The following is a 19,090-nucleotide window of genomic DNA, read 5'->3' as shown; positions in this document are numbered from 1 at the left end:
GATCGACAGGGCAATCCGCCCGCGGATGAGCGGACGGCCCGCGCCCGGTAGCGTGACGGGCATGCGGATCGAGGACTACGCCCTGGTGGGTGACATGCAGTCGGCCGCCCTCGTCGGCCGGGACGGTTCGATCGACTGGTTGTGCCTGCCGAGGTTCGACTCCCCCTCCTGCTTCACCCGGCTGCTCGGCGACGAGCACAACGGCTTCTGGCGCCTGGCCCCCGCCGGACACGAGCAGGCCACACGCCGCGCGTACGTCGAGGACACGCTCATCCTCGAGACCGTCTGGGAGACGCCCACGGGCGCGGTCAAGGTCATCGACTTCATGCCGCCGCGGCACGCCAACCCCGATCTCGTCCGGATCGTGGAGGGCCTGTCCGGCACCGTGGAGATGACGACGGAGATCCGCATCCGCTTCGACTACGGCCGCATCGTCCCCTGGGTGCGCCGCAGGAACGGGCACCTGCACGCCATCGGCGGCCCCGACTCGGTCTGGATCCACTCACCCGTCCCGCTGCGCGGCGGCGACTACCGGCACGAGGCGACGTTCACCGTCACCGCCGGGCAGCGACTGCCGTTCGTGTTCACCTGGCACCCCTCCCACCAGCCGCAGCCGGAGCGGATCGACCCGCTGGAGCAGCTAGCGGAGACGAGGCTCCTGTGGGAGGAGTGGGTCTCCCGATGCGGTCACCGGGGTCGCTGGCGCGACGCCGTGGTCCGCTCGCTGATCACGCTCAAGGCGCTCACCTACAGCCCGACCGGCGGCATCGTGGCCGCGCCGACCACGTCGCTGCCCGAGCACCTGGGCGGGGTGCGCAACTGGGACTACCGCTACTGCTGGCTGCGCGACGCCTCCATGACGCTCGACGCGCTGACCGGCGCCGGTTACGTCGAGGAGGCGGACGCCTGGCGTTCCTGGCTGCTGCGCGCCATCGCCGGCCGCCCCGAGGACGTCCAGGTCCTGTACGGCGTGGCCGGCGAACGCCGCCTGCCGGAGATGACTCTCGACTGGCTGTCGGGCTACGAGAACTCGACGCCGGTGCGCATCGGCAACGGCGCGGCGACCCAGCTCCAGCTCGACATCTACGGGGAGTTCGTCGACGCCCTCTTTCAGGCGCGCAAGCAGGGCATGCCGCCCGACGACCACGCCTGGGCCCTGGTCACGAAGATCATGGAGTTCTTCGAGCACAACTGGGACCAGCCGGACGAGGGACTGTGGGAGGTGCGCGGCCCCCGCCGCCACTTCGTCCACTCCAAGGTCATGGCCTGGGTCGCGGCCGACCGCATGGTCCGTGTCATCGAGGAGCTGGGCCGGAAGGGCGACGTGGTGCGCTGGCGTGCCCTGCGCGACCGCATCCACGCCGAGGTCTGCGACAAGGGCTACGACCCCGAACGTAACACCTTCACCCAGTCCTACGGCTCCCGCGAACTCGACGCCGCCCTCCTGCAGATCCCCATCGTCGGCTTCCTCCCACCCGACGACCCCCGCGTCATCGGCACCGTCGAAGCCATCGAACGCGAACTCATGACCGACGGCTTCGTCCTGCGCTACCCCCTCGCCGAAGACAACCCCGTCGACGGCCTTCCCGGCGGCGAAGGCGCCTTCCTCGCCTGCAGCTTCTGGCTCGCCGAGGCCAGAGCCATGATCGGCCGACACGACGACGCCGTCGAACTCTTCGAACGCCTCATCGCCCTCACCAACGACGTCGGCCTCCTCGCCGAGGAATACGACCCCAGAACAGGCCGCCAACTCGGCAACTTCCCCCAGGCCTTCACCCACATCCACCTGATCCGCACCGCCCAGGCGCTTGCGGGCTACGCCGGGCAGCGGTAGCCGAGGCTCCTCGTGCACTCCCGGAACCCGAGCGACCGGTAGAGCCGCGCGGGCACCGGATAGGCGTCGTCGCCGCGCGGGCTCACGCCGCCGGCGTCCCAGAGCATGGTGGGCCACTCGTGCTCCCGGCCGGCGTGCCCGCGCATCCGGTTTCCGGCTCGCCGGCTACGACTGGCCGGCGATGCGGGCGAGCAGCCGGGCGAACTCCGGCGGCGGTGCGACGACCAGCCGGGTCTGCCCGTCGTGACTGATGAGGTCGGCCTGGATGCGGGTCAGCTTGCCCCGGCGCCACCAGTACACGTGGGGGCTCAGCCCGTCGGCCCGGCCGGCGTGCTCCCGGTGGGCGAAGATGCGCAGGCGCTCGATCGCGCGGACCACGCCGATGCCGGCGACCGGGTGCACCGCGACCATGCCTCGATGCGGCAGCACGGCGAGCGTGCCGTCCTCGGGCACGTCCATGTACGCCGTGAGGCGGCGCAGGTGGGCCGCCGCGCTTGGCGCGGACAGCAGCGAGACCTCGGTCCCCGCGAGGTCGAGCTGCGACACGGTCGGCCGCTCGTCGGTCAGGGCGTTGCCGATCGCCACGTCGAGCGCCTCGGCCGGCGGGATCGGCCAGCAGAAGGCCTCCTCCGGGCGCACCGGGCGGGCGCCGATGGTCAGCACCTCGATCAGGTCGGCGCTGAGGTGGCGGCCGATGATCCGGGAGGGGTCGGGGAAGGCGGGGTCGTCCGCGGCGTGGACCCGCGTGCGCAGCAGCGGCTTGATGGGCGTGAGGTTGCAGGCGTCGAACGGCTCGCCCGACACCGCGTGGGCCAGGTGCTCGGAGACCAGCATCGGCCAGTCCTCGCGGGCGCGGCGACCGGCCTCTCTGCGCAGGCCGATGAGGTTCACCGCCCGCTCACGCTCAGGCGAGGTCAGTGTCAGCGACGTGCCGTCGGCCGCGAACGCGCAGGTGTAGCCCATGGTCTCGGCGACCAGGGCCAGCAGGGAGTCGAGATCGACGTCCTCGACGGCTCTCAGAGCGGGATGGTCCGGTCGCGTCCGGCTAAGCAGTCGCCGCAGGAGTCCCAACGCACCATCCCTTCACCACGGCCCGGGCATATCCGGGCGCGTCTCAGGTTGCCGCGTCAGAGTCGCGGAAGGTGGACGCGACAGAGCACGATTCGGTCACAATAGCCACATTCGTCTCTAACCACATCGCCATCTGTGGTGTGCCATGGCCGACGGGCAGGCCCGCGACGACCGGGACGCCCAGCGGGGCCAGGAGTTCCGTCAGCACGGGCAGCGGGTCGCCGCAGTCCACCCACGATCCCAGCACGATGCCCGCCGCGCCGTCGAGACACCCGGCCTGCAGCAGTTGCGTCACCATGCGGTCGATCCGATACGGCTCCTCGGTGACGTCCTCCAGCAGCACGATGCGGTCCCGCGCACGCAGCGCGTACGGCGTGCCGCACAGGGCGGCCAGCAGGGCGAGGTTCCCCCCGGTGAGCCGGCCCTCGGCCCGGCCGGGCACGATCACCCGGTCGCCCGTGACCGGAGCGGGCGTGCCGCCTTCGAACAGGGCCTCGCGCAGGTGGGCGAAGGTGACCCGCTCGGGCCCCTCCGGGTCGCTGATCGTCGCGCCCGCCGGCATCGGCCCGAACAGCGTCGCCAGGCCCAGCCGGTCGGCGAAGGCCCGGTGCAGCGCGGTGATGTCGCTCGACCCGAGCAGGATCTTCGGACCGGCCGCCGCCATGGCGTCCCAGTCGAGCAGCCCGAGCAGCCGGGTGGTGCCGTAGCCGCCCCTGGCGCAGATGACCGCCGCCACCCCGGGATCGCACCACGCGTCCTGGAGGTCGGCCGCCCGTGCGGCGTCCGGCCCGGCCAGGTAGCCCTCCCGCGCGAGGATCGACGCCCCGTGCACGACCCGCAGTCCGAGCCCGGACAGGACCTCCGTGCCGCGCTCGAGCCGTACGGGATCGACGGGGCCGGCCGGCGCGACCAGCGCGACGGTATCGCCGGGCCGCAGCCGCCGGGGCAGGCTCGGGACCGTTACCGAGGCGTCACCGTCCGCCCCGCCGCGGAAGCGCTCGCTCACCCTTCAAAGGGTGTCAGACTTAGCGGTATCTATGCGACCTCCGACGCACATCCTCGTGGTCAACGGTGTCAAGGTCCGTCGTCCGGTGTTCGTTGTCGCGGCGCCGCACTCCGGCGCGGACCTGCTGAGCCGTGCCCTCAAGCGCTCGCCGGGTTTCCACGTGACCATGGGCAGGGGCCCGGTGGCACGGGTCGTCCACGCCTTCGCCAGGAGGCCGTCGATCGCCCGCAGCGGCGGCGCCCCGCAGGTGCTGCGCGACGTGCTGGCCGAGGCGTGGCAGGTGGTGCCGGCGGCGTGCGCGGACTGCACGGCCACCTGCCGGGAGGCGGGCGGCATCGTCGGCGCGGGGCCGTGCGTCGGGCCGGGCGCGCTGTCGCGCTTCGGCGACGCCAGCCCCGACCTGCTCTACAGCGTGCCGGTGCTGCTGCGGGCGTTCCCCGACGCCCGGCTCATCCAGATCATCCGCGACGGCCGCGACGTCGTGGCCGACATGCTCGCCGACCCCGCCTGCATGACCTGGGTCAAGCCCCACATGCTGAGCGAGGACGCCGAGTTTCCCAACCCGTTCCTCGGCGTGCGCTCGGCCGAGCACCGCGAGCGCTGGGCCGGCATGCCGCCCGCGGGCAAGTGCGCCCTGCGCTGGCGCGGCGCCGTGCGGCTGAGCGCCGCCCTGCGCCGCGAACTGCCCGGCGAGCATCTGCTCACCCTGCGGTACGAGGACATGGTGGCCTCGCCGGGAGAGGCGATAGACGCGGTGTCGTCCTTCCTGGAATCGAAGATCTCCACGATCGCGCTGTACGGCAGGACGATCCCCCGGCCGGGAAGCTGGCGCAGGCGGCTGTCGGCCGAGGACGCCGAACTGGTGGAGAAAGTAACCAGGGACGAGCTCGCCCGCCTCGGCTACCGCTGAGCCGTGTCCCAGGCTCCGCTGACGCCGAGCTGTGTGTCAGGCCAGGCGTCTCGGGTGCGCCTCAGGCGCCGCCCGGGCCGGAGCCGGTGAACTGCGTGCGGTACAGCTCGGCGTAGGCGCCGGCCCGCTCCAGCAACTCCTCGTGCCGGCCGCGTTCGACGACCCGGCCGTCGTCGACCACCAGGATCGTGTCGGCCTCGCGGATGGTCGACAGTCGGTGGGCGATCACCAGCGACGTCCTCCCCCGCAGGGCGGTCTTGAGCGCCTGCTGCACCGCGGCCTCGGACTCCGAGTCCAGATGGGCGGTCGCCTCGTCCAGCACCACCACCCGCGGCGCCTTCAGCAGGAGCCGCGCCAGCGCGATGCGCTGCTTCTCCCCTCCCGACAGCCGGTAGCCGCGGTCGCCGACGACCGTCTCCAGTTCCTCCGGCAGGTTCTTCACCAGGTCGGCGATCTGGGCCGCGCGCAGGGCCTCCCAGATCTCCTCGTCGGTCGCCTCGGGACGGGCGTAGCGGAGGTTGCTGCCGATCGTGTCGTGGAACAGGTGGGCGTCCTGCATGACCACTCCCACCGTGTCCCTGATGCCGTCCAGGGTGGCGTCGCGGACGTCGACGCCGTTGATCCGGACGGCCCCCTCATCCACGTCGTACAGCCGGGACACCAGTGAGGTGATCGTCGTCTTGCCCGCGCCCGAGTGACCGACGAGCGCCACCAGCTCGCCCGGGTGCGCGGTGAACGACACGCCCTTGAGCACCTCCTGCGAGGGCCCGGTGTCCGGGCGGGCCACCGACTCCAGCGACGCCAGCGAGACATCGGAGGCGGCCGGGTAGCGGAAGCGGACGTCGTCGAACTCGATCGTGACCGGTCCTTCGGGGATCGGTCCCGCGTCCGGCTTCTCGGCCACCATCGGCTTGAGGTCGAGCACCTCGAAGACGCGGTCGAAGCTCACCAGCGCGGTCATCACGTCCACGTGGACGTTCGACAGGCTGGTCAGCGGGCCGTACAGCCGCATCAGCAGGGACGACTGGGCGACCAGGGTGCCGAGCGCGAAGGCCCCGGAGATCGCGAGCACGCCGCCGAGACCGTAGACGAGGGCGGTCGCCAGCGCGGCGACCAGGCCGAGCGCGATGCGGAACACCGCGCCGTACATGGCGACGATCACGCCCACGTCGCGGACCCGTCCCGCGCGGTCCGCGAAGTGGGCCGCCTCATCGTCCGGCCTGCCGTACAGCTTGGCGACCATGGCGCCGGCCACGTTGAACCGCTCGGTCATCACCGAGCTCATCTCGGCGTCGAGCTGCATCTGCTCGCGGGTCAGCGTGGACATCCGGCGGCCGACCCACTTCGCCGGGAAGACGAAGATCGGCAACAGAACCAGCGCGACCAGCGTGACCTGCCACGACAGCACGAGCATGGTGACGAGCACCATGACCAGGCTGATGACGTTGGACACCACCGACGACAGCGTGCTGGTGAGGGCGCGCTGCGCCCCGATGACGTCGGTGTTCAGCCGGGACACCAGCGCGCCGGTCTGGGCGCGCATGAAGAACGCGACCGGCATCCGCTGCACGTGGTCGAAGACCTCGGTGCGCAGGTTGTAGATCAGGCCCTCGCCGATCCGGGCGGAATACCACCTCTGGAGCAGGCCGAGCCCGGCGTCCAGCACCGCCAGCCCCCCGATCACCACGGCGAGCCACATCACGACGTCGACCCGCCCAGGGGTGATGCCGTAGTCGATGATGGCCTTCATCAACAGCGGGTTGGCGACCACGATGACCGCGTCGACCATGACCAGCGCGAGGAAACCGGCGATCTGTGTGCGGAACGGCCGGGCGTATCCGGCGATGCGCCGGACGGTCCCCGGCGCGATCCGCTCCTTCGTCACGGAGCTGTCACGCCGTAAGGACCGCATCACCTGAAGGCCGTAGCCCCCGTTCATCATCGACATATGTCGTACATCCTCCCAGCCGTGCAGCGGTGAGAGGACTCCCCCGATTCCCCGGTCAGCTCGAAGCGAACAGCATTTGTCCGTCCGACTCCGGCAGCACCTATCCGTTCGCCCCGAACAGTGCCCGGATGCGCACCACCTGCTCGGCCCGCTCGGCGGCCGCCTGCTCCTCCAGTGTGCGTCCCGGCGCGGCCTGCAGCAGCCGCTTCGTGGCGGCCGCGGCGGCGCGGTCGGTCCCCAGCAGCGCCGCGGCCAGGTCCTCCACGGCCTGGGCCAGCTCGGACGCGGGCACCGCGATCTCGGCCAGACCGAGGCGTACGGCCTCGGCGGCACCAACGGTACGCGCGGTCAGGCACATCTCGATGGCCCGGGGAACCCCCACGATGTCGGCCAGGGGCTTGGTCCCGGTCAGGTCGGGAACCAGCCCCAGCGCGGGCTCTTTCATGCAGAACTTCACATCGTCCGCGACGACACGCAGGTCGCACGCGAGTGCGAGCTGGAAGCCCGCCCCGATCGCGTGGCCCTGCACGGCCGCGATCGACACGATCTCCGGCCTGCGCAGCCACAGAAAACCCTTCTGAGCCTCGGCGATGCGCTGCTCGAACTCGGTGTCGGCGAGCGCCGCGGCGCTCGCGAACGATTCCTGTCCGGGCACCCCCTCGGGCGTGAACATGCGCAGGTCGATCCCGGCTGAGAAGGACGGCCCCTCGCCTCTGACCACGACCACTCTCACCTGCTCCGGAAGGGTCTCCCCGATCCGGGCCAGGGCCGACCATGTCGCGAACGTCTGAGCGTTGCGCTTGTCCGGCCGGTCCAAAGTGACGGTCGCGATCTCGCCGTCCACCTCGAAACGCAGTCCGACCCCGGCCGGCGCGGCCGCCGAGATCGTCGACGCATCGGAGCCGTCGCCCGTCACACGGGCGTGCTCCGGATATCCCCCCATTGCCGCTTCCGCCATGCCCCGCTCCTGCTTCAGTGCGGAAGACGTCGCCTCGCACGGCCGGTCCGGTGCGGCGCACCGTCCGTGCCGGGCGTCCGCCCTCCTGTTCATCTCGCGGTCGCGCCCGAGCTTACCGAATATCGTTCTGGCTGATCGGACACGACCGCCCCTCCTGCAGGAACGAGCGGCTGCGGTCGCGCGTCTTGAGGTGGATCTCTAGCGCTTGGACTTGCCCCGGGTCGCGCCGCCGCGCCCGCGCAGAGTCACCCCGGACTCGCTCAGGATGCGGTGGATGAACCCGTACGAGCGGCCGGTGGAAGCAGCCAGGGCGCGGATGCTCTCACCCGCGGAATAGCGCTTCTTGAGATCGGCGGCCAGCTTTTCCCGGTCGGCCCCGGTCACCCGGGTGCCCTTCTTCAGAGTCTCGGCCACGAGTACCTCCTGTAGTGCCAGACTTCCGCAGCGTTACTTCAGCCCATGATCAGTCATTTCGACGGGATCGGCTACCTACTCCGCGGGAAAAGATCCCTACCCGCTCAAATTAAGATCAGGCAAGCGCCACAAGATCGGAAAATTCGTCACTCCATGCGTCTTCTACTCCGTCTGGCAACAGAATCACCCTATCGGGCTGCAGCGCCTCCACGGCCCCCTCGTCGTGTGTGACCAGCACGATCGCGCCCGTGTAGGAGCCGAGGGCCGCGAGCACCTGATCGCGGGAGGCCGGATCGAGGTTGTTGGTGGGCTCGTCGAGCAGCAGCACGTTGGCGCTCGACAGCACCAGCGTCGCGAGGGCGAGACGGGTCTTCTCGCCGCCGGACAGGACCCCGGCGGGCTTGTCCACGTCGTCGCCGGTGAACAGGAACGACCCCAGCACCTTGCGCAGGTCGACGTCGGCCAGGTCGGGCCCGGCCGAGCGCATGTTCTCCAGGACCGTACGCCCGGGGTCGAGCGTCTCGTGCTCCTGCGCGTAGTAGCCGAGCTTGAGCCCGTGACCGGGCATCACCTCGCCCGTGTCGGGCTTCTCGATGCCCCCGAACAGCCGTAGCAGGGTGGTCTTGCCCGCGCCGTTCAGGCCCAGGATGACGATCCGCGAGCCCCGGTCGACCGCGGCGTCGACGTCGGTGAACACCTCCAGCGAGCCGTACGACTTGGACAGGCCGCGGGCCGTCAGCGGGGTCTTCCCGCAGGGCGCGGGGTCGGGGAAGCGCAGCTTGGCGACGCGGTCGGAGCGCCGCTCGCCCTCGACGCCGGACAGCAGCCGACGGGCGCGCCGCTCCATGTCCTGGGCCGCCTTGGCCTTGGTGGCCTTCGCCCGCATGCGGTCGGCCTGGGTCAGCAGGGCCGACGCCTGCCGCTCGGCGTTGGCCCGCTCACGCTTGCGCCGCTTCTCGTCGGTCTCCCGCTGGGCGAGGTAGGCCTTCCAGCCGACGTTGTAGGTGTCGATCACGCAGCGGTTCGCGTCGAGGTGGAGCACCCGGTTTACCGTCGCTTCAAGAAGGTTCACATCATGGCTGATGATCACCAAGCCGCCCTGGTGCGAGCGCAAAAACTCACGAAGCCAGCCGATCGAGTCCGCATCGAGGTGGTTTGTCGGCTCGTCAAGCAGGAGAGTCTCCGCTCCGGAGAACAAAATCCGGGCAAGTTCCACCCGCCGTCGCTGGCCGCCGGACAGGGTCTGCAGCGGCTGGCCGAGGACGCGGTCGGGCAGCCCGAGGCTGGAGGCGATCGAGGCCGCCTCCGACTCCGCCGCGTAGCCGCCGAGGACGTGCAGGCGGTCTTCCAGGCGGCCGTAGGCGCGCACCGCGCGGTCGCGTACGCGCTGGTCGTCGGACGCCATCCCGGCCTCGGCCTCGCGCAGCTCGCGGAGCACCTCGTCGAGGCCGCGGGCCGCCAGGATGCGGTCGCGCGCCAGCACGCTCAGGTCGCCGGTGCGGGGGTCCTGCGGCAGGTAGCCCACGCTGCCGGAGATCGTGACCGTGCCCGCGGCGGACAGGCCCTCTCCCGCCAGGACCTTGGTGAGGGTGGTCTTGCCGGCTCCGTTGCGGCCCACCAGGCCGATCTTGTCGCCCGGGTTCACCCGGAACGAGGCGCCCTCGATGAGCAGGCGCGAGCCGGCGCGAAGTTCGATGTCGGTAGCGATGATCATGGTTAAGGGGACACTCCCGTAGGTGATGAGGTCGGCGTCGGCACCGGGAGCGATCAGTCGGGAGCGCGCATGGGCTCAAGTGTAGTGCCGCCGTGTCCACCGCCGTCTGCGGTGAAACCCCGCCCTCGCCCCGCCGCCGCCCCGCCGCCGCCGCACGGCCGGTCAGGGGTCGATCAGGCGGATCCGTACGGCGCGGAACAACGCGGGGGCGCCCTCCAGGACCGCCAGCCGGGGATCGGGGACGGTGAGGAAGGGGCCGGTCTCCAGGGCGAACAACGGCGCGAGGCGCCGGTCGCGCCTGATCTCGTCGATCGAGCGCCGGTCCCCGCCGAGCACGACGGCCTCCAGGTCCGCGAGCCTCGGCAGGAGGACGCGGGCGGCCACCTCGGCGGCGGCCCCCAGCGCCTCGGCCGACTGCTTGTCCCTGCGCCGCGCGAAGCGCTGCTGCGACCACCCGCCGGCCGCGCTACGCCCGTGGACCTGGCGCGAGCCGACCTTGCCCGTGACGAGGCGGGCGCCGGTGAAGACGCCGGCGGCGTGCCCGCCGAGCCGGGCCAGCAGCACGCCGACGGTCCGCTCACGGCGCACGTGGGCCACCAGCGCCGCCGCCGGCGGGGGCAGGCGCGGCTCGTCCTCGTGCCCACCGTCACCTTCACCGTCGCGGGAGGGGCGCAGCGGCGGGAACGGCATGTGGCACTCGGCGACCGCGCCGTCGGCGGCGTCGAGACGGACCAGGTCGGGCAGGACGACGGCCTCGATCGCGCCGTGCCGCCCGGCGAAGCTCGCGATCCATCGGGCGAGCCGCTCGGGGGCGACCGAGATCCATCTGCCGCCTCCAGCGGCGGGCCCTGCCGTCATGGCTGATCAGCCTACTCGTGCCCCGTCTGTAGGATTCCGTCCAACTGACGGGGAAATATAGGTGAATTTCCCCCCGTAGACGGCAAGTGCGGGGATCCGGCGTCCCACAATTCAATTGTGTCGCTCCCCTCCCCTCCGACGGCGCCGCTCGCCGCGGCTTCGCAACGCACTCCGGCGTCCGGTCCGGCGTCCGGTCCGGCCCCGGCGACCCCGTTCCCCCGGGACAGCGTGCGAGAACACGGCCCCGCGGACATGACGGGGGACCACGACCCGGCCACCATGGTGCGCAGATACACCCCGGCGGCGGCCGCCCCGCCATACGACCAGCGCGTGTACCCGCCCGAGGGTCACCAGCCCGGCCTCCCCGGCCCGGCCGCCCCGCGCTTCCTCCCGGTGGTCGACCTCGACACCGGCGGCGCCGTGGCCATCGAGGTGACCGCCGAGCGGGCCTCCTCCGGCGGCCCTGGTGGCCCGGGCGTCGCGGGCGTCGCGGGCGTCGCGGGCACGGTGAACGGCCTGCTGGCCGCCGCCCGCGAGGAGGCCCTGCTGCCGCTGGTCCTGCCGATCCCCGCCGCCGCCGTGGCCGGGGGCACGGCCGGCCTCGCACCCCTGCACGAGGCCATGCGCGTGTGCAACCGGCGTCCCCGCGAGGTCATCCTCGTGATCGAGGGCGATCCCGGGCCCGTGGAGCGTACGGCCCTGCTGTCCGGGATCGACGGCCTGCGCGCGGTGGGCTACCTCATCGCGTTCGGCGGGGTCGGCACCACCGCGCTGCCGCTCGACCTGCTCGCCGACGCCTCGCCGTACGTGATCGCGCTGTCCTCCGACCTGGTGAGGCGAGGGCCACGCGATCCCCGGCGCGGCGCGCTCGCGGAGTCGCTGGTCCGGCTCGCGCGCGGCGTCGGTGCGCACGTGCTCGCCCCGGGCGTGCGGGACGAGACGGAGCTGGCGGCCGTACGCGGCTGGGGGATCCGGCTCGCGCAGGGTCCCCTGCTCGCGCCGTCCGACTGGCGGCCCTCCCACGGGTACAACCGGGTCCACGTGCCGCTGCCGGTGCCGGAGGCGGCCGCCGCCACCGCGTCGCTGGGCCCCCGGGTGCAGGAGCTCCTGCTCCCCGCGGTCACGCTGCCGGCCGAGTCGACGGCCGAGGAGGTGGTCGCCGTGCTGAGCGCCGAGCCCTCGATCACGAGCGTGATCCTGGTGGACGAATACCAGCGGCCGCAGGGCAGCATCGACCGCAGCCGGTTCCTGCTCTTCATGGCCGGGGCGTACGGCCACGCGCTGCACGCGAAGAAGTCCGCCGCCCGTCTGGCGGACACCGCGAAGATCGTGGCGAAGACGACCCCGGTGATCGCGGCCATGCAGGTGGCGGGGCAGGACAACGCCCGCGTGTACGACGACCTCGTGGTGGTCGACGAAGTCGGCAGGTGCATGGGCGTGGTGCGGGTCGGCGACCTGCTGCGACACGCCGCCGCCCTCCAGGCGCAGCCGGCCCGCTGAGCCCGCCTCGCCGGTCAGAGCCAGCCCTGCGCCTGGGCCTTCTGGACGGCCTCGATCCGGTTGCGTGCGCCGGTCTTGTGGATGGCCGCCGACAGGTAGTTGCGCACCGTGCCCTCCGACAGGTGCAGCCGCAGCGAGATGTCGTTGATCGTCGAGCCGTCCGCGGCGGCGGACAGCACGTCGCGCTCGCGCGGCGACAGGGGGTTCGGCCCGGCGCTGAGCGCGGCGGCGGCCAGCCCCGGGTCGATCACGCGCTCGCCCCGCAGCACCCGCCTGATCGCGGCGGCCAGTTCGCTCGCAGGGCTGTCCTTGACCAGGAAGGCCACCGCCCCGGCCTCCATCGCGCGGCGCAGGTAGCCGGGCCTGCCGAAGGTCGTGAGGATCACCACCCGGCATCCGGGGACCCGGCGGCGCAGCTCCTCGGCGGCGGAGATCCCGTCCCTGCCGGGCATCTCGATGTCGAGCAGCGCGATGTCCGGCTTGGTCGCCTCGGCGACGGCGATCACCTCCTCGCCGTCCGCCGCCTCTCCGACCACCTCGATGTCGGGCTCCAGGCCGAGCAGGGAGGCGAGCGCCCCCCGCACCATGCTCTGGTCCTCCGCCAGCACGACCCTGATCACTCGCCCAACCTATCCGTGATCATCTCCGTCGTGTGGTCCAGGGGCGGCGGAACCGCCACCCGCACCCTGAACCCCCGCTTGCCGCCCTCGATCTCCAGGCTCCCGCCCGCCGCGCGCACCCGCTCGCCGAGCCCGGTGAGGCCGTTGCCCGGCTCGTACGCGCCGCCGCCGTTGTCGGCGATCTCCAGCACCGCGCCCTCCTCGCCGTACGCCACGTCGATCTCGCAGCGGGTGGCCCCGGAATGCCGTACGACGTTGGTGGTGGCCTCGCGTACGGCCCAGGCGAACAGGCCGTCGAGGTCCTCGGGCAGCGGGGTGCCGCGGGTGCGCACGGTGAGGGCGACGCCGGCGACGCCCAGCGAGGACCTGGCGCCGTCGATCTCCTCCGACAGGCGGCGCCGGCGATATCCGCTGACGGCCTCGCGCACCTGGGCCAGCGCCTGCCGCGCCACCGACTCGATGTCGGCCACCTCCCCGGCGGCCTTCGGCGAGCCCTGCTCACCGAGGCGGCGGGCCAGCTCGCTCTTGAGGACGATGAGCGAGAGGCTGTGCCCCAGCAGGTCGTGCAGGTCGCGGGCGATCCGCAGCCGCTCCTCCGTGGCGGCCAGCCTGGCGACCTCGCTCTGCGCCTGTCTGAGCTGGACGACGAGGACGGTGGTGTTGCGGACGCTCACGAACAGCACGCCGAGCGTGACGATCTGCAGGACGAGCGCCCACACCGTGCCGTCGTCGGCGCCTATGACCTTGCCCTCGGCGACGACGAGCCCGGCCATGATCGCCATCCCCAGCAGGGCGCGGCGGGGCGGCAGGCCCATCGCGTAGACGACCACCATGTAGATCGGCAGGGTCAGCCAGGAAGGGCTCCTGAAGATCAACGGGAAGACGGCCGCCATCACCGTCACGACGCCGAGCAGGGGGAACATCCACCGGGGGTGATGGTCGAAATCGCGCGGTGCCAGCACGACCGACAGATAGAGGGCCACGAAGACCGCGAGCGCGCCCATCCACCAGACCGCCCGCGCTCCGCTCACCGTGCCGTTGGCCACCTCGGACACCGGGTAGAAGAGGTAGATCAGCCCCAGCGACATGCCCATCAGGCGCCTCAGGCGGGAGGGACGCTCGTCGAGCCCGCCGAAGGTGAACACGTTGGCCAGCCGGCTCATCCGCTGTCCTCCGAACCGTGGTGGAGTCAGGCGCGCACTGTTCCGGTCAGGCGCGCACCGTTGCACGACGGTAGGCGAAGAGCGCCAGCGCCACCAAGGCCACCCCCCAGGCGAGGATGCCGGCCGCGTCGGCCGCGTGCGGGGTCTCGCCCGCCGCGATCTGCCATCCGATGCGCGCGTAGTCGTACGACGGGGTCACGTGGGCGATGCTCTTCATGGCCGCGGGCATCATGTTCTCGGGGAACCAGAGCCCGCCGAGCAGGGCGAGCCCGAACATGCCGATCATCGCGACGGGCTGCGCGGTGTCGGGCGGCAGCAGGGACCCGATCGCCAGGCCCAGCGCCGCGAACGGGATCGTGCCGGCCCACATCGCCAGGATCAGCCCCACCCACTGCCCGGGCGACAGCGAGACGTCCTGGGTCAGCACCGCGGCCAGGCCGACCAGCAGCAGCGACGGCAGTACGAGCAGCATCGAGGAGATCAGCTTCGTCAGGATGATCGCCCGGCCCGGCAGCGGGGTGATCTGGAGCTGCCGCAGCCAGCCGCTGTGCCTCTCCTGCGACCACGGCACGGCCGTCGACATCATGGCGGCGGACAGCGCGCCGTACGCGGCCATCGAGACCATCAGCAGGACGCTGCCGCGCAGCCCGGTCGCCTGGTCGGACTCCGACCCCCAGAGGTTGGAGTAGAGGAGGTAGAACCCGACGGGGAAGGCGACCACGAAGATGATGTAGCGCTTGTTGCGCAGCATCCGCAGCATCTCGACCTTGATGTAGTGCCGCATGGTCAGGCCTCCTTGGTGAGGGCGAGGAAGGCGTCCTCCAGGTCGGCGCCGTGGAGCTGGAGGTCGCGGACGTCGAGGGTGGTCTTGCGATAGAGGGCGGCGACGGTGGCGTCGAGGTCGGTGCTGCGCAGCGTGACCCGGCCACTCTGGAGCTCCACGCGGGTCGTCCCGGGCAGGGCGTCGAGCCCGGCCACCGGCTGGTCGCCCAGCAGGAAGCTCACCGACTGACCGGCGACTCCGGCCTTGATCTCGGCGGCGCTGCCGTCGGCGACGACCCGGCCGCGGGCGATCACGACGACCCGGTCGGCGTTCTCGTCGGCCTCCTCCAGGTAGTGGGTGGCGAACAGGATCGTCCGGCCCCCCGCGGCGTACGCCCGCATGTTGTCCCAGAACGTACGGCGGGACTCGACGTCCATGGCCGCGGTGGGCTCGTCGAGCAGCAGCAGCCTCGGCCCACCCGCGACGGCCAGCGCGAACCGCACCCGCTGGGTCTGGCCGCCGGACAGCCGGTCGGCCCGCCGCCGGGCGAGCTCGGTGAGGTCGGCGAGCCGGAGGATCTCCTCCAGCTGCAGCGGACGCGGGTAGAGCCGCCGGACGAAGTCCACGGTCTCGGCCACGGTCAGCTCGGGGATCAGCGCGCCTTCCTGGAGCATCGCGCCGATCTCCCCGTCGGCGACCGCCGTCTCCGGCGGCGAGCCGAAGACCCGGATCTCCCCGGAGCTGGGCCGCAGCAGGCCCAGCAGCATGTTGATGGAGGTGGACTTCCCGGCCCCGTTCGGCCCGAGGAGGGCGACCGTGGCGCCGGCCGGGATCTCCAGGTCGAGGCCGTCGACCGCGAGCACATCCCCGTAACTCTTCGTGACGCCGGTGAAGGCGATGGCGTTCATGCCCTCACGGTAGGGATCGGACGTGCCGATCATCAGTGCCGCGTCTCCGGCCTTCGCGGTGACATTTGTCATCCACGGGCCCCGGGGGTCAGGCCGCCTCGGCACTGAGGGTCGGCGCCACGGGACGGCGGGCCGCCAGGCGTGCGGGGAGGGCGGTGAGCGCCGCCGTCGCCAGGAGGACCGCGAGCGCGGCGGAGATCATCCAGGACATGGGAGGCGCGGTCGTCTCCCCGGCGCTGAACAGCCAGTACACGAAGACGCCCAGGGGTACGCCGGCGACGGCGCCGAGCAGGGCGGGCAGAAGCTGGGCGGTGGACAGCCCCGCGCAGACCTGCCCCGGGGTGGCGCCGAGCGTACGCGCGACGGCCATGTTCACCCGGGCCTCCGTCGCGGTGGTCCAGGTGAGCGCGAGGGTGTTCACGGCGGCGAGCGCGATCAGCAGGACGGTGACCGCCAGCAGCAGCCGACGGTCGTGGACGTCTCGCAGGTTGGGCAGGGCGGAGGAGCCCAGGCCGTACTCCCGCGCGGGCTGGGCGTGGACGGCCAACAAGGCGACGACCGCGATCAGCGTGGTGGCCGTGGAACACGCCTGCAGCACGGCGCGGCCGGGCCGCCGTGCGGTCAGCCGTAGCCCGAGCAGAAGCGGGGCGGGCAGCAGCCCGGACAGCGCGGTCAGCAGGGGGTGGTGACGGGGGCGGCGGGCGGCGCCCCCCAGTGCGGTGACGGTCGCGGTGCGCAGGGCGCGCAGCGTAGGACGCAGGGTGGACAGCCCCGCCACCGCCACGGCGAGAGCGGTCGTCGCGACGACGGTGGCTCCGGCCGGGCCGGCGACGTCGCCGATCCGGCTGGCGGTGGGGCTCGCGATGGCGGGCTCGGCCAGGCGGGCGAGCACCAGACCCAGCGCTTCGGCCAGCAGCGCCAGCGCCAGATATTCGGTGAGCAGGACCGCGGCGATCAGGCCGGGGCCGGCGCCGACGGCCTTGAGCAGTCCCGCCCGCCGTGACTGCTCCCCGGCGCGTCCCGCGGCCAGAGCCGCCACTCCCGTGACGGCCAGGAACCCGAGCAGCCAGCTGCCGACGACCAGGATCGGCTGACTGTTGCGGAGCATGACGGCGTCCTGCTCGGCCTTGAACTGCCAGGTGTGGAAGGTGACCCTGACGGTGGGGTGGTGGTGGGCGTCGACGAAGGCCTGGGTGGCGTCGGGGTCGCGCAGCTTGAGGTCCATGGCCGTGGTCACCGGCAGATCGTTTCCGGCGGCCAGCGCGCGGGCGTCCGATCGGGTGAGCCAGGCCAGGCCGGTCGGGTCGCTGGGCCCGCCGCCCGGGCCGATCTGCGCCGCCCACGGATAGATGGAGGTGGCCGCGGTGACGGCGATTCCGACGACGGGGTACGCGCGGCCCTCGATGGTCACCCGGTCGCCGACGCGCACACCGAGCGCGGCGGCGAAACCCCGTTCGAGCACCGCGCAGCCGGAACGCACCCAGCGGCCCGAGGTCACCAGCGGGCGGTCGACCGCGCCGGGCTTGTCCGCGGCGCCGTGCACCACCACCTTGGAGGTGGCGTCGCCCGCGACGAGAGTGGCGTAGACGATGCGGTAGGGACCGTTGTGGGCGACGACCTCGGGGGCGCGCGCCAGCGAGGTCAGGGTGGGGGCCACGTCGGGACCCGGATCGGGGGCGAGCGCCACCACGTCGGGGCCGGCGGTGGCCTCCCGGGTCTGCTGGTACAAGGCCTGGCTCACCCCCTGCAGCGACAGGCCCAGGGCGTAGGCGGCGGTGGCCACGGTCACCGCGAGCAGGAGCATCGCGGCCTGGGCCCGGTGCCGGCGGATGTCGGCCAGGACGAGCCGGAACACGATCACGGCGCTGCCCATCGCGGTCAGCCGTCCAGCCCGATCAGGCCGCCGAGCCACCCGGTGCCGGTGCCGGCCAGCCGGGTGTCGTCGACGAACATCCCGTCGCGCATGGACACGAGCCGGTCCGCGGTGGCCGCGACGCGCTCGTCGTGCGTGACGATCACGAGGGTCTGCCCCGCGGAGCGCAGTTCCTCGAAGATCCTCAGCACGTCGTGCGTCGCCGCGGTGTCGAGGTTGCCGGTCGGCTCGTCGGCCAGGACGACCAAGGGATCGTTGGCCAGCGCGCGGGCGATGGCGACCCGCTGGCGTTGTCCGCCGGACAGCTGCGAAGGCAGATGCCGGGCGCGGCCGGTGAGCCCGACCCGCTCCAGCAGCAGGCTCGCGCGCCGCCTCGCCTCGCGCCGTGAGCGCCCGGCCAGCAACGCGGGCAACTCCACGTTCTCGGCCGCCGACAGCTCCTCCATGAGGTGGAAGGCCTGGAAGACGAACCCCACCGACCGGCGCCGCAGCCGCGCCAGAGCCCGCTCGCTCAGAGTGTCGACGCGCCGCCCGGCCAGCCACACCTCCCCGTCGGTCGGCCGCTCAAGGCCGCCCAGCAGATGCAGCAGAGTCGACTTCCCGCAGCCGCTGGGCCCCATCACCGCCAGCGTCTGCCCTTCGGGGACCTCCAGGTCGACCGCGTCGACCGCGCGGACCCGGCTCCGTCCCTCGCCGTGCTCCTTCACCAGGCCGCGAACCCCGATCAGCGCGTTCATGCATCCTCAGCTTCGTCGTCGACCGCGGACACCGGGGACCAGGCCCGCTCACAGGCCTCCAGCCAGCGCAGGTCAGCCTGCAGCCGCAGCACGACCCCCTCCAGCAGCAGGACGGCGGCAGAGCCCTCCGGCTCGGCCAGAGCGGCGTGCTGCGCCTCACGCAGGCGGCGCAGCAGCTCACGGCGCTGTGCCGCCACGAGCTCGACCGGGTCGGCGAGCCTGGCCGCGGCCGCCACGACGAGCTTGAGATGAAACTCCGCCAGGTCCGGTTTCGGCCAGCCCACCTCGGTCAGCCAGACGGCCACCCGCTCCTGCCCGGCCGGCGTCAGCGCGTAGACCTTCCGCTCCGGCCGCTCGGGCAGGCCGCTCGCCCGCTCGGAGACGATGAGCCCGGCCTTCTCCAGCCGGGTCAACGTCACGTAGACCTGACCGGGGTTCATCGACTCGCCGAGCGGGCCGAGACTGCGCCGCAGCCGGGCACGCAGGTCGTACCCGTGCGACGGCTCTTTGGCGAGCATCGCCAGCACCGCGTCCTGCATGCGACCCCCTCTAACGGTTATCCAATGGATAGCGGTTAGCCATTAGAAGTGTCAAACGGTCCCCGCCCGGGACCTCCCGCAAAGGGAGGCCACGGGTTCACGCGTGGAACCGAGTGGAAACGAAGGGACGGACAGGCGGGCGGAGACGGCCGCCGCCGCCCGGCCGGAAGGCGCGGGCGGCTCCCCGGCCCCGCCGGGGTGACCTCACCCGGCCGGCTCGGCGACTCAGAGGCGGCGGGTCAGACGCGGCGGGTCAGACGCGGCGGGTCAGAGG

General features: G+C 72.4%; 18 protein-coding genes. 3 read left to right on the top strand and 15 right to left on the bottom strand.

Annotated features, from left to right (window positions below; all coding sequences use genetic code 11):
• Positions 1-61 precede the first annotated feature (61 nt).
• Positions 62-1,834 (top strand): glycoside hydrolase family 15 protein, encoded by a 1,773-nt coding sequence (locus ACGFIB_RS29305; RefSeq protein ID WP_393376349.1) that lies wholly within the window; start codon positions 62-64, stop codon positions 1,832-1,834.
• Here ACGFIB_RS29305 and ACGFIB_RS29300 read toward each other — a convergent pair.
• From ACGFIB_RS29300 to ACGFIB_RS29290, 3 genes are read right to left on the bottom strand one after another with little or no spacing between them, the layout of a single operon-like run.
• Complete coding sequence (locus ACGFIB_RS29300; protein WP_393376347.1) at positions 1,816-1,980, bottom strand: hypothetical protein; 165 nt, start codon at positions 1,978-1,980, stop codon at positions 1,816-1,818. The two genes, ACGFIB_RS29305 and ACGFIB_RS29300, sit on opposite strands and share 19 nt — an antisense overlap.
• 19 nt (positions 1,981-1,999) lie before the next feature.
• A complete protein-coding gene (locus ACGFIB_RS29295) occupies positions 2,000-2,905 on the bottom strand; it encodes a hypothetical protein (RefSeq protein WP_393376345.1) in 906 nt (301 codons plus the stop codon).
• A 43-nt stretch (positions 2,906-2,948) separates the two neighbouring features.
• A complete protein-coding gene (locus ACGFIB_RS29290; protein ID WP_393376343.1) occupies positions 2,949-3,911 on the bottom strand; it encodes a S66 peptidase family protein in 963 nt (320 codons plus the stop codon).
• Positions 3,912-3,942: 31 nt separating this feature from the next.
• Here ACGFIB_RS29290 and ACGFIB_RS29285 point away from each other — a divergent pair, with 31 nt between their 5' ends.
• Positions 3,943-4,821, top strand: coding sequence for a sulfotransferase family protein (locus ACGFIB_RS29285; RefSeq protein ID WP_393376342.1), 879 nt, complete (start codon positions 3,943-3,945; stop codon positions 4,819-4,821).
• A 61-nt stretch (positions 4,822-4,882) separates the two neighbouring features.
• On the opposite strand, the gene ACGFIB_RS29280 is transcribed toward ACGFIB_RS29285, so the two are convergent.
• The 5 genes from ACGFIB_RS29280 to ACGFIB_RS29260 all read right to left on the bottom strand — a co-directional run bounded on the left by ACGFIB_RS29280 (position 4,883) and on the right by ACGFIB_RS29260 (position 10,713).
• On the bottom strand, positions 4,883-6,769 hold the full coding sequence (locus ACGFIB_RS29280; protein WP_142572452.1) for an ABC transporter ATP-binding protein: 1,887 nt from the start codon (positions 6,767-6,769) through the stop codon (positions 4,883-4,885).
• 100 nt (positions 6,770-6,869) lie between these two features.
• Entirely contained in the window at positions 6,870-7,727 is an 858-nt protein-coding gene (locus tag ACGFIB_RS29275; RefSeq protein WP_223853909.1) for an enoyl-CoA hydratase/isomerase family protein, read from the bottom strand.
• A gap of 198 nt (positions 7,728-7,925) precedes the next feature.
• Positions 7,926-8,141 carry a helix-turn-helix domain-containing protein gene (locus tag ACGFIB_RS29270; RefSeq protein ID WP_030507271.1) on the bottom strand — a complete coding sequence of 72 codons (216 nt, stop codon included), beginning with the start codon at positions 8,139-8,141 and terminating at the stop codon, positions 7,926-7,928.
• Between the two features lie 115 nt (positions 8,142-8,256).
• Positions 8,257-9,855: an ABC-F family ATP-binding cassette domain-containing protein gene (locus tag ACGFIB_RS29265; RefSeq protein ID WP_142572453.1), complete on the bottom strand. Its 1,599-nt coding sequence runs from the start codon at positions 9,853-9,855 to the stop codon at positions 8,257-8,259.
• Between the two features lie 162 nt (positions 9,856-10,017).
• Entirely contained in the window at positions 10,018-10,713 is a 696-nt protein-coding gene (locus ACGFIB_RS29260) for an acVLRF1 family peptidyl-tRNA hydrolase (RefSeq protein ID WP_393376340.1), read from the bottom strand.
• Between the two features lie 228 nt (positions 10,714-10,941).
• On the opposite strand from ACGFIB_RS29260, the gene ACGFIB_RS29255 reads away from it, so the two are divergent.
• Positions 10,942-12,213 carry an EAL domain-containing protein gene (locus ACGFIB_RS29255; RefSeq protein WP_393376338.1) on the top strand — a complete coding sequence of 424 codons (1,272 nt, stop codon included), beginning with the start codon at positions 10,942-10,944 and terminating at the stop codon, positions 12,211-12,213.
• A gap of 14 nt (positions 12,214-12,227) precedes the next feature.
• Here the strand turns inward: ACGFIB_RS29255 and ACGFIB_RS29250 are convergent, their stop codons facing one another.
• From ACGFIB_RS29250 to ACGFIB_RS29220, 7 genes are read right to left on the bottom strand one after another with little or no spacing between them, the layout of a single operon-like run.
• Positions 12,228-12,833, bottom strand: a complete 606-nt coding sequence (locus ACGFIB_RS29250; protein WP_393376336.1) for a response regulator transcription factor — start codon at positions 12,831-12,833, stop codon at positions 12,228-12,230.
• Positions 12,830-13,996, bottom strand: a complete 1,167-nt coding sequence (locus tag ACGFIB_RS29245; RefSeq protein WP_357248205.1) for a sensor histidine kinase — start codon at positions 13,994-13,996, stop codon at positions 12,830-12,832. The genes ACGFIB_RS29250 and ACGFIB_RS29245 overlap by 4 nt, the downstream gene beginning before the upstream one ends.
• 46 nt (positions 13,997-14,042) lie before the next feature.
• Positions 14,043-14,780 carry an ABC transporter permease gene (locus tag ACGFIB_RS29240; RefSeq protein WP_393376334.1) on the bottom strand — a complete coding sequence of 246 codons (738 nt, stop codon included), beginning with the start codon at positions 14,778-14,780 and terminating at the stop codon, positions 14,043-14,045.
• Between the two features lie 2 nt (positions 14,781-14,782).
• Positions 14,783-15,739, bottom strand: a complete 957-nt coding sequence (locus ACGFIB_RS29235) for an ABC transporter ATP-binding protein (protein ID WP_393376332.1) — start codon at positions 15,737-15,739, stop codon at positions 14,783-14,785.
• 16 nt (positions 15,740-15,755) lie between these two features.
• Positions 15,756-17,540, bottom strand: a complete 1,785-nt coding sequence (locus tag ACGFIB_RS29230) for an FtsX-like permease family protein (protein WP_357261725.1) — start codon at positions 17,538-17,540, stop codon at positions 15,756-15,758.
• Between the two features lie 5 nt (positions 17,541-17,545).
• Positions 17,546-18,277, bottom strand: a complete 732-nt coding sequence (locus ACGFIB_RS29225) for an ABC transporter ATP-binding protein (protein ID WP_142572460.1) — start codon at positions 18,275-18,277, stop codon at positions 17,546-17,548.
• Positions 18,274-18,816, bottom strand: a complete 543-nt coding sequence (locus tag ACGFIB_RS29220; RefSeq protein WP_393376329.1) for a PadR family transcriptional regulator — start codon at positions 18,814-18,816, stop codon at positions 18,274-18,276. The genes ACGFIB_RS29225 and ACGFIB_RS29220 overlap by 4 nt, the downstream gene beginning before the upstream one ends.
• Between the last annotated feature and the right edge of the window lie 274 nt (positions 18,817-19,090).

It is taken from the genome of Microbispora bryophytorum (assembly GCF_043197435.1).
GTDB lineage: Bacteria > Actinomycetota > Actinomycetes > Streptosporangiales > Streptosporangiaceae > Microbispora > Microbispora bryophytorum.
The sequence above is the reverse complement of the archived record's forward strand: the minus strand, read 5'-3'. Positions and strand labels throughout refer to the sequence as shown.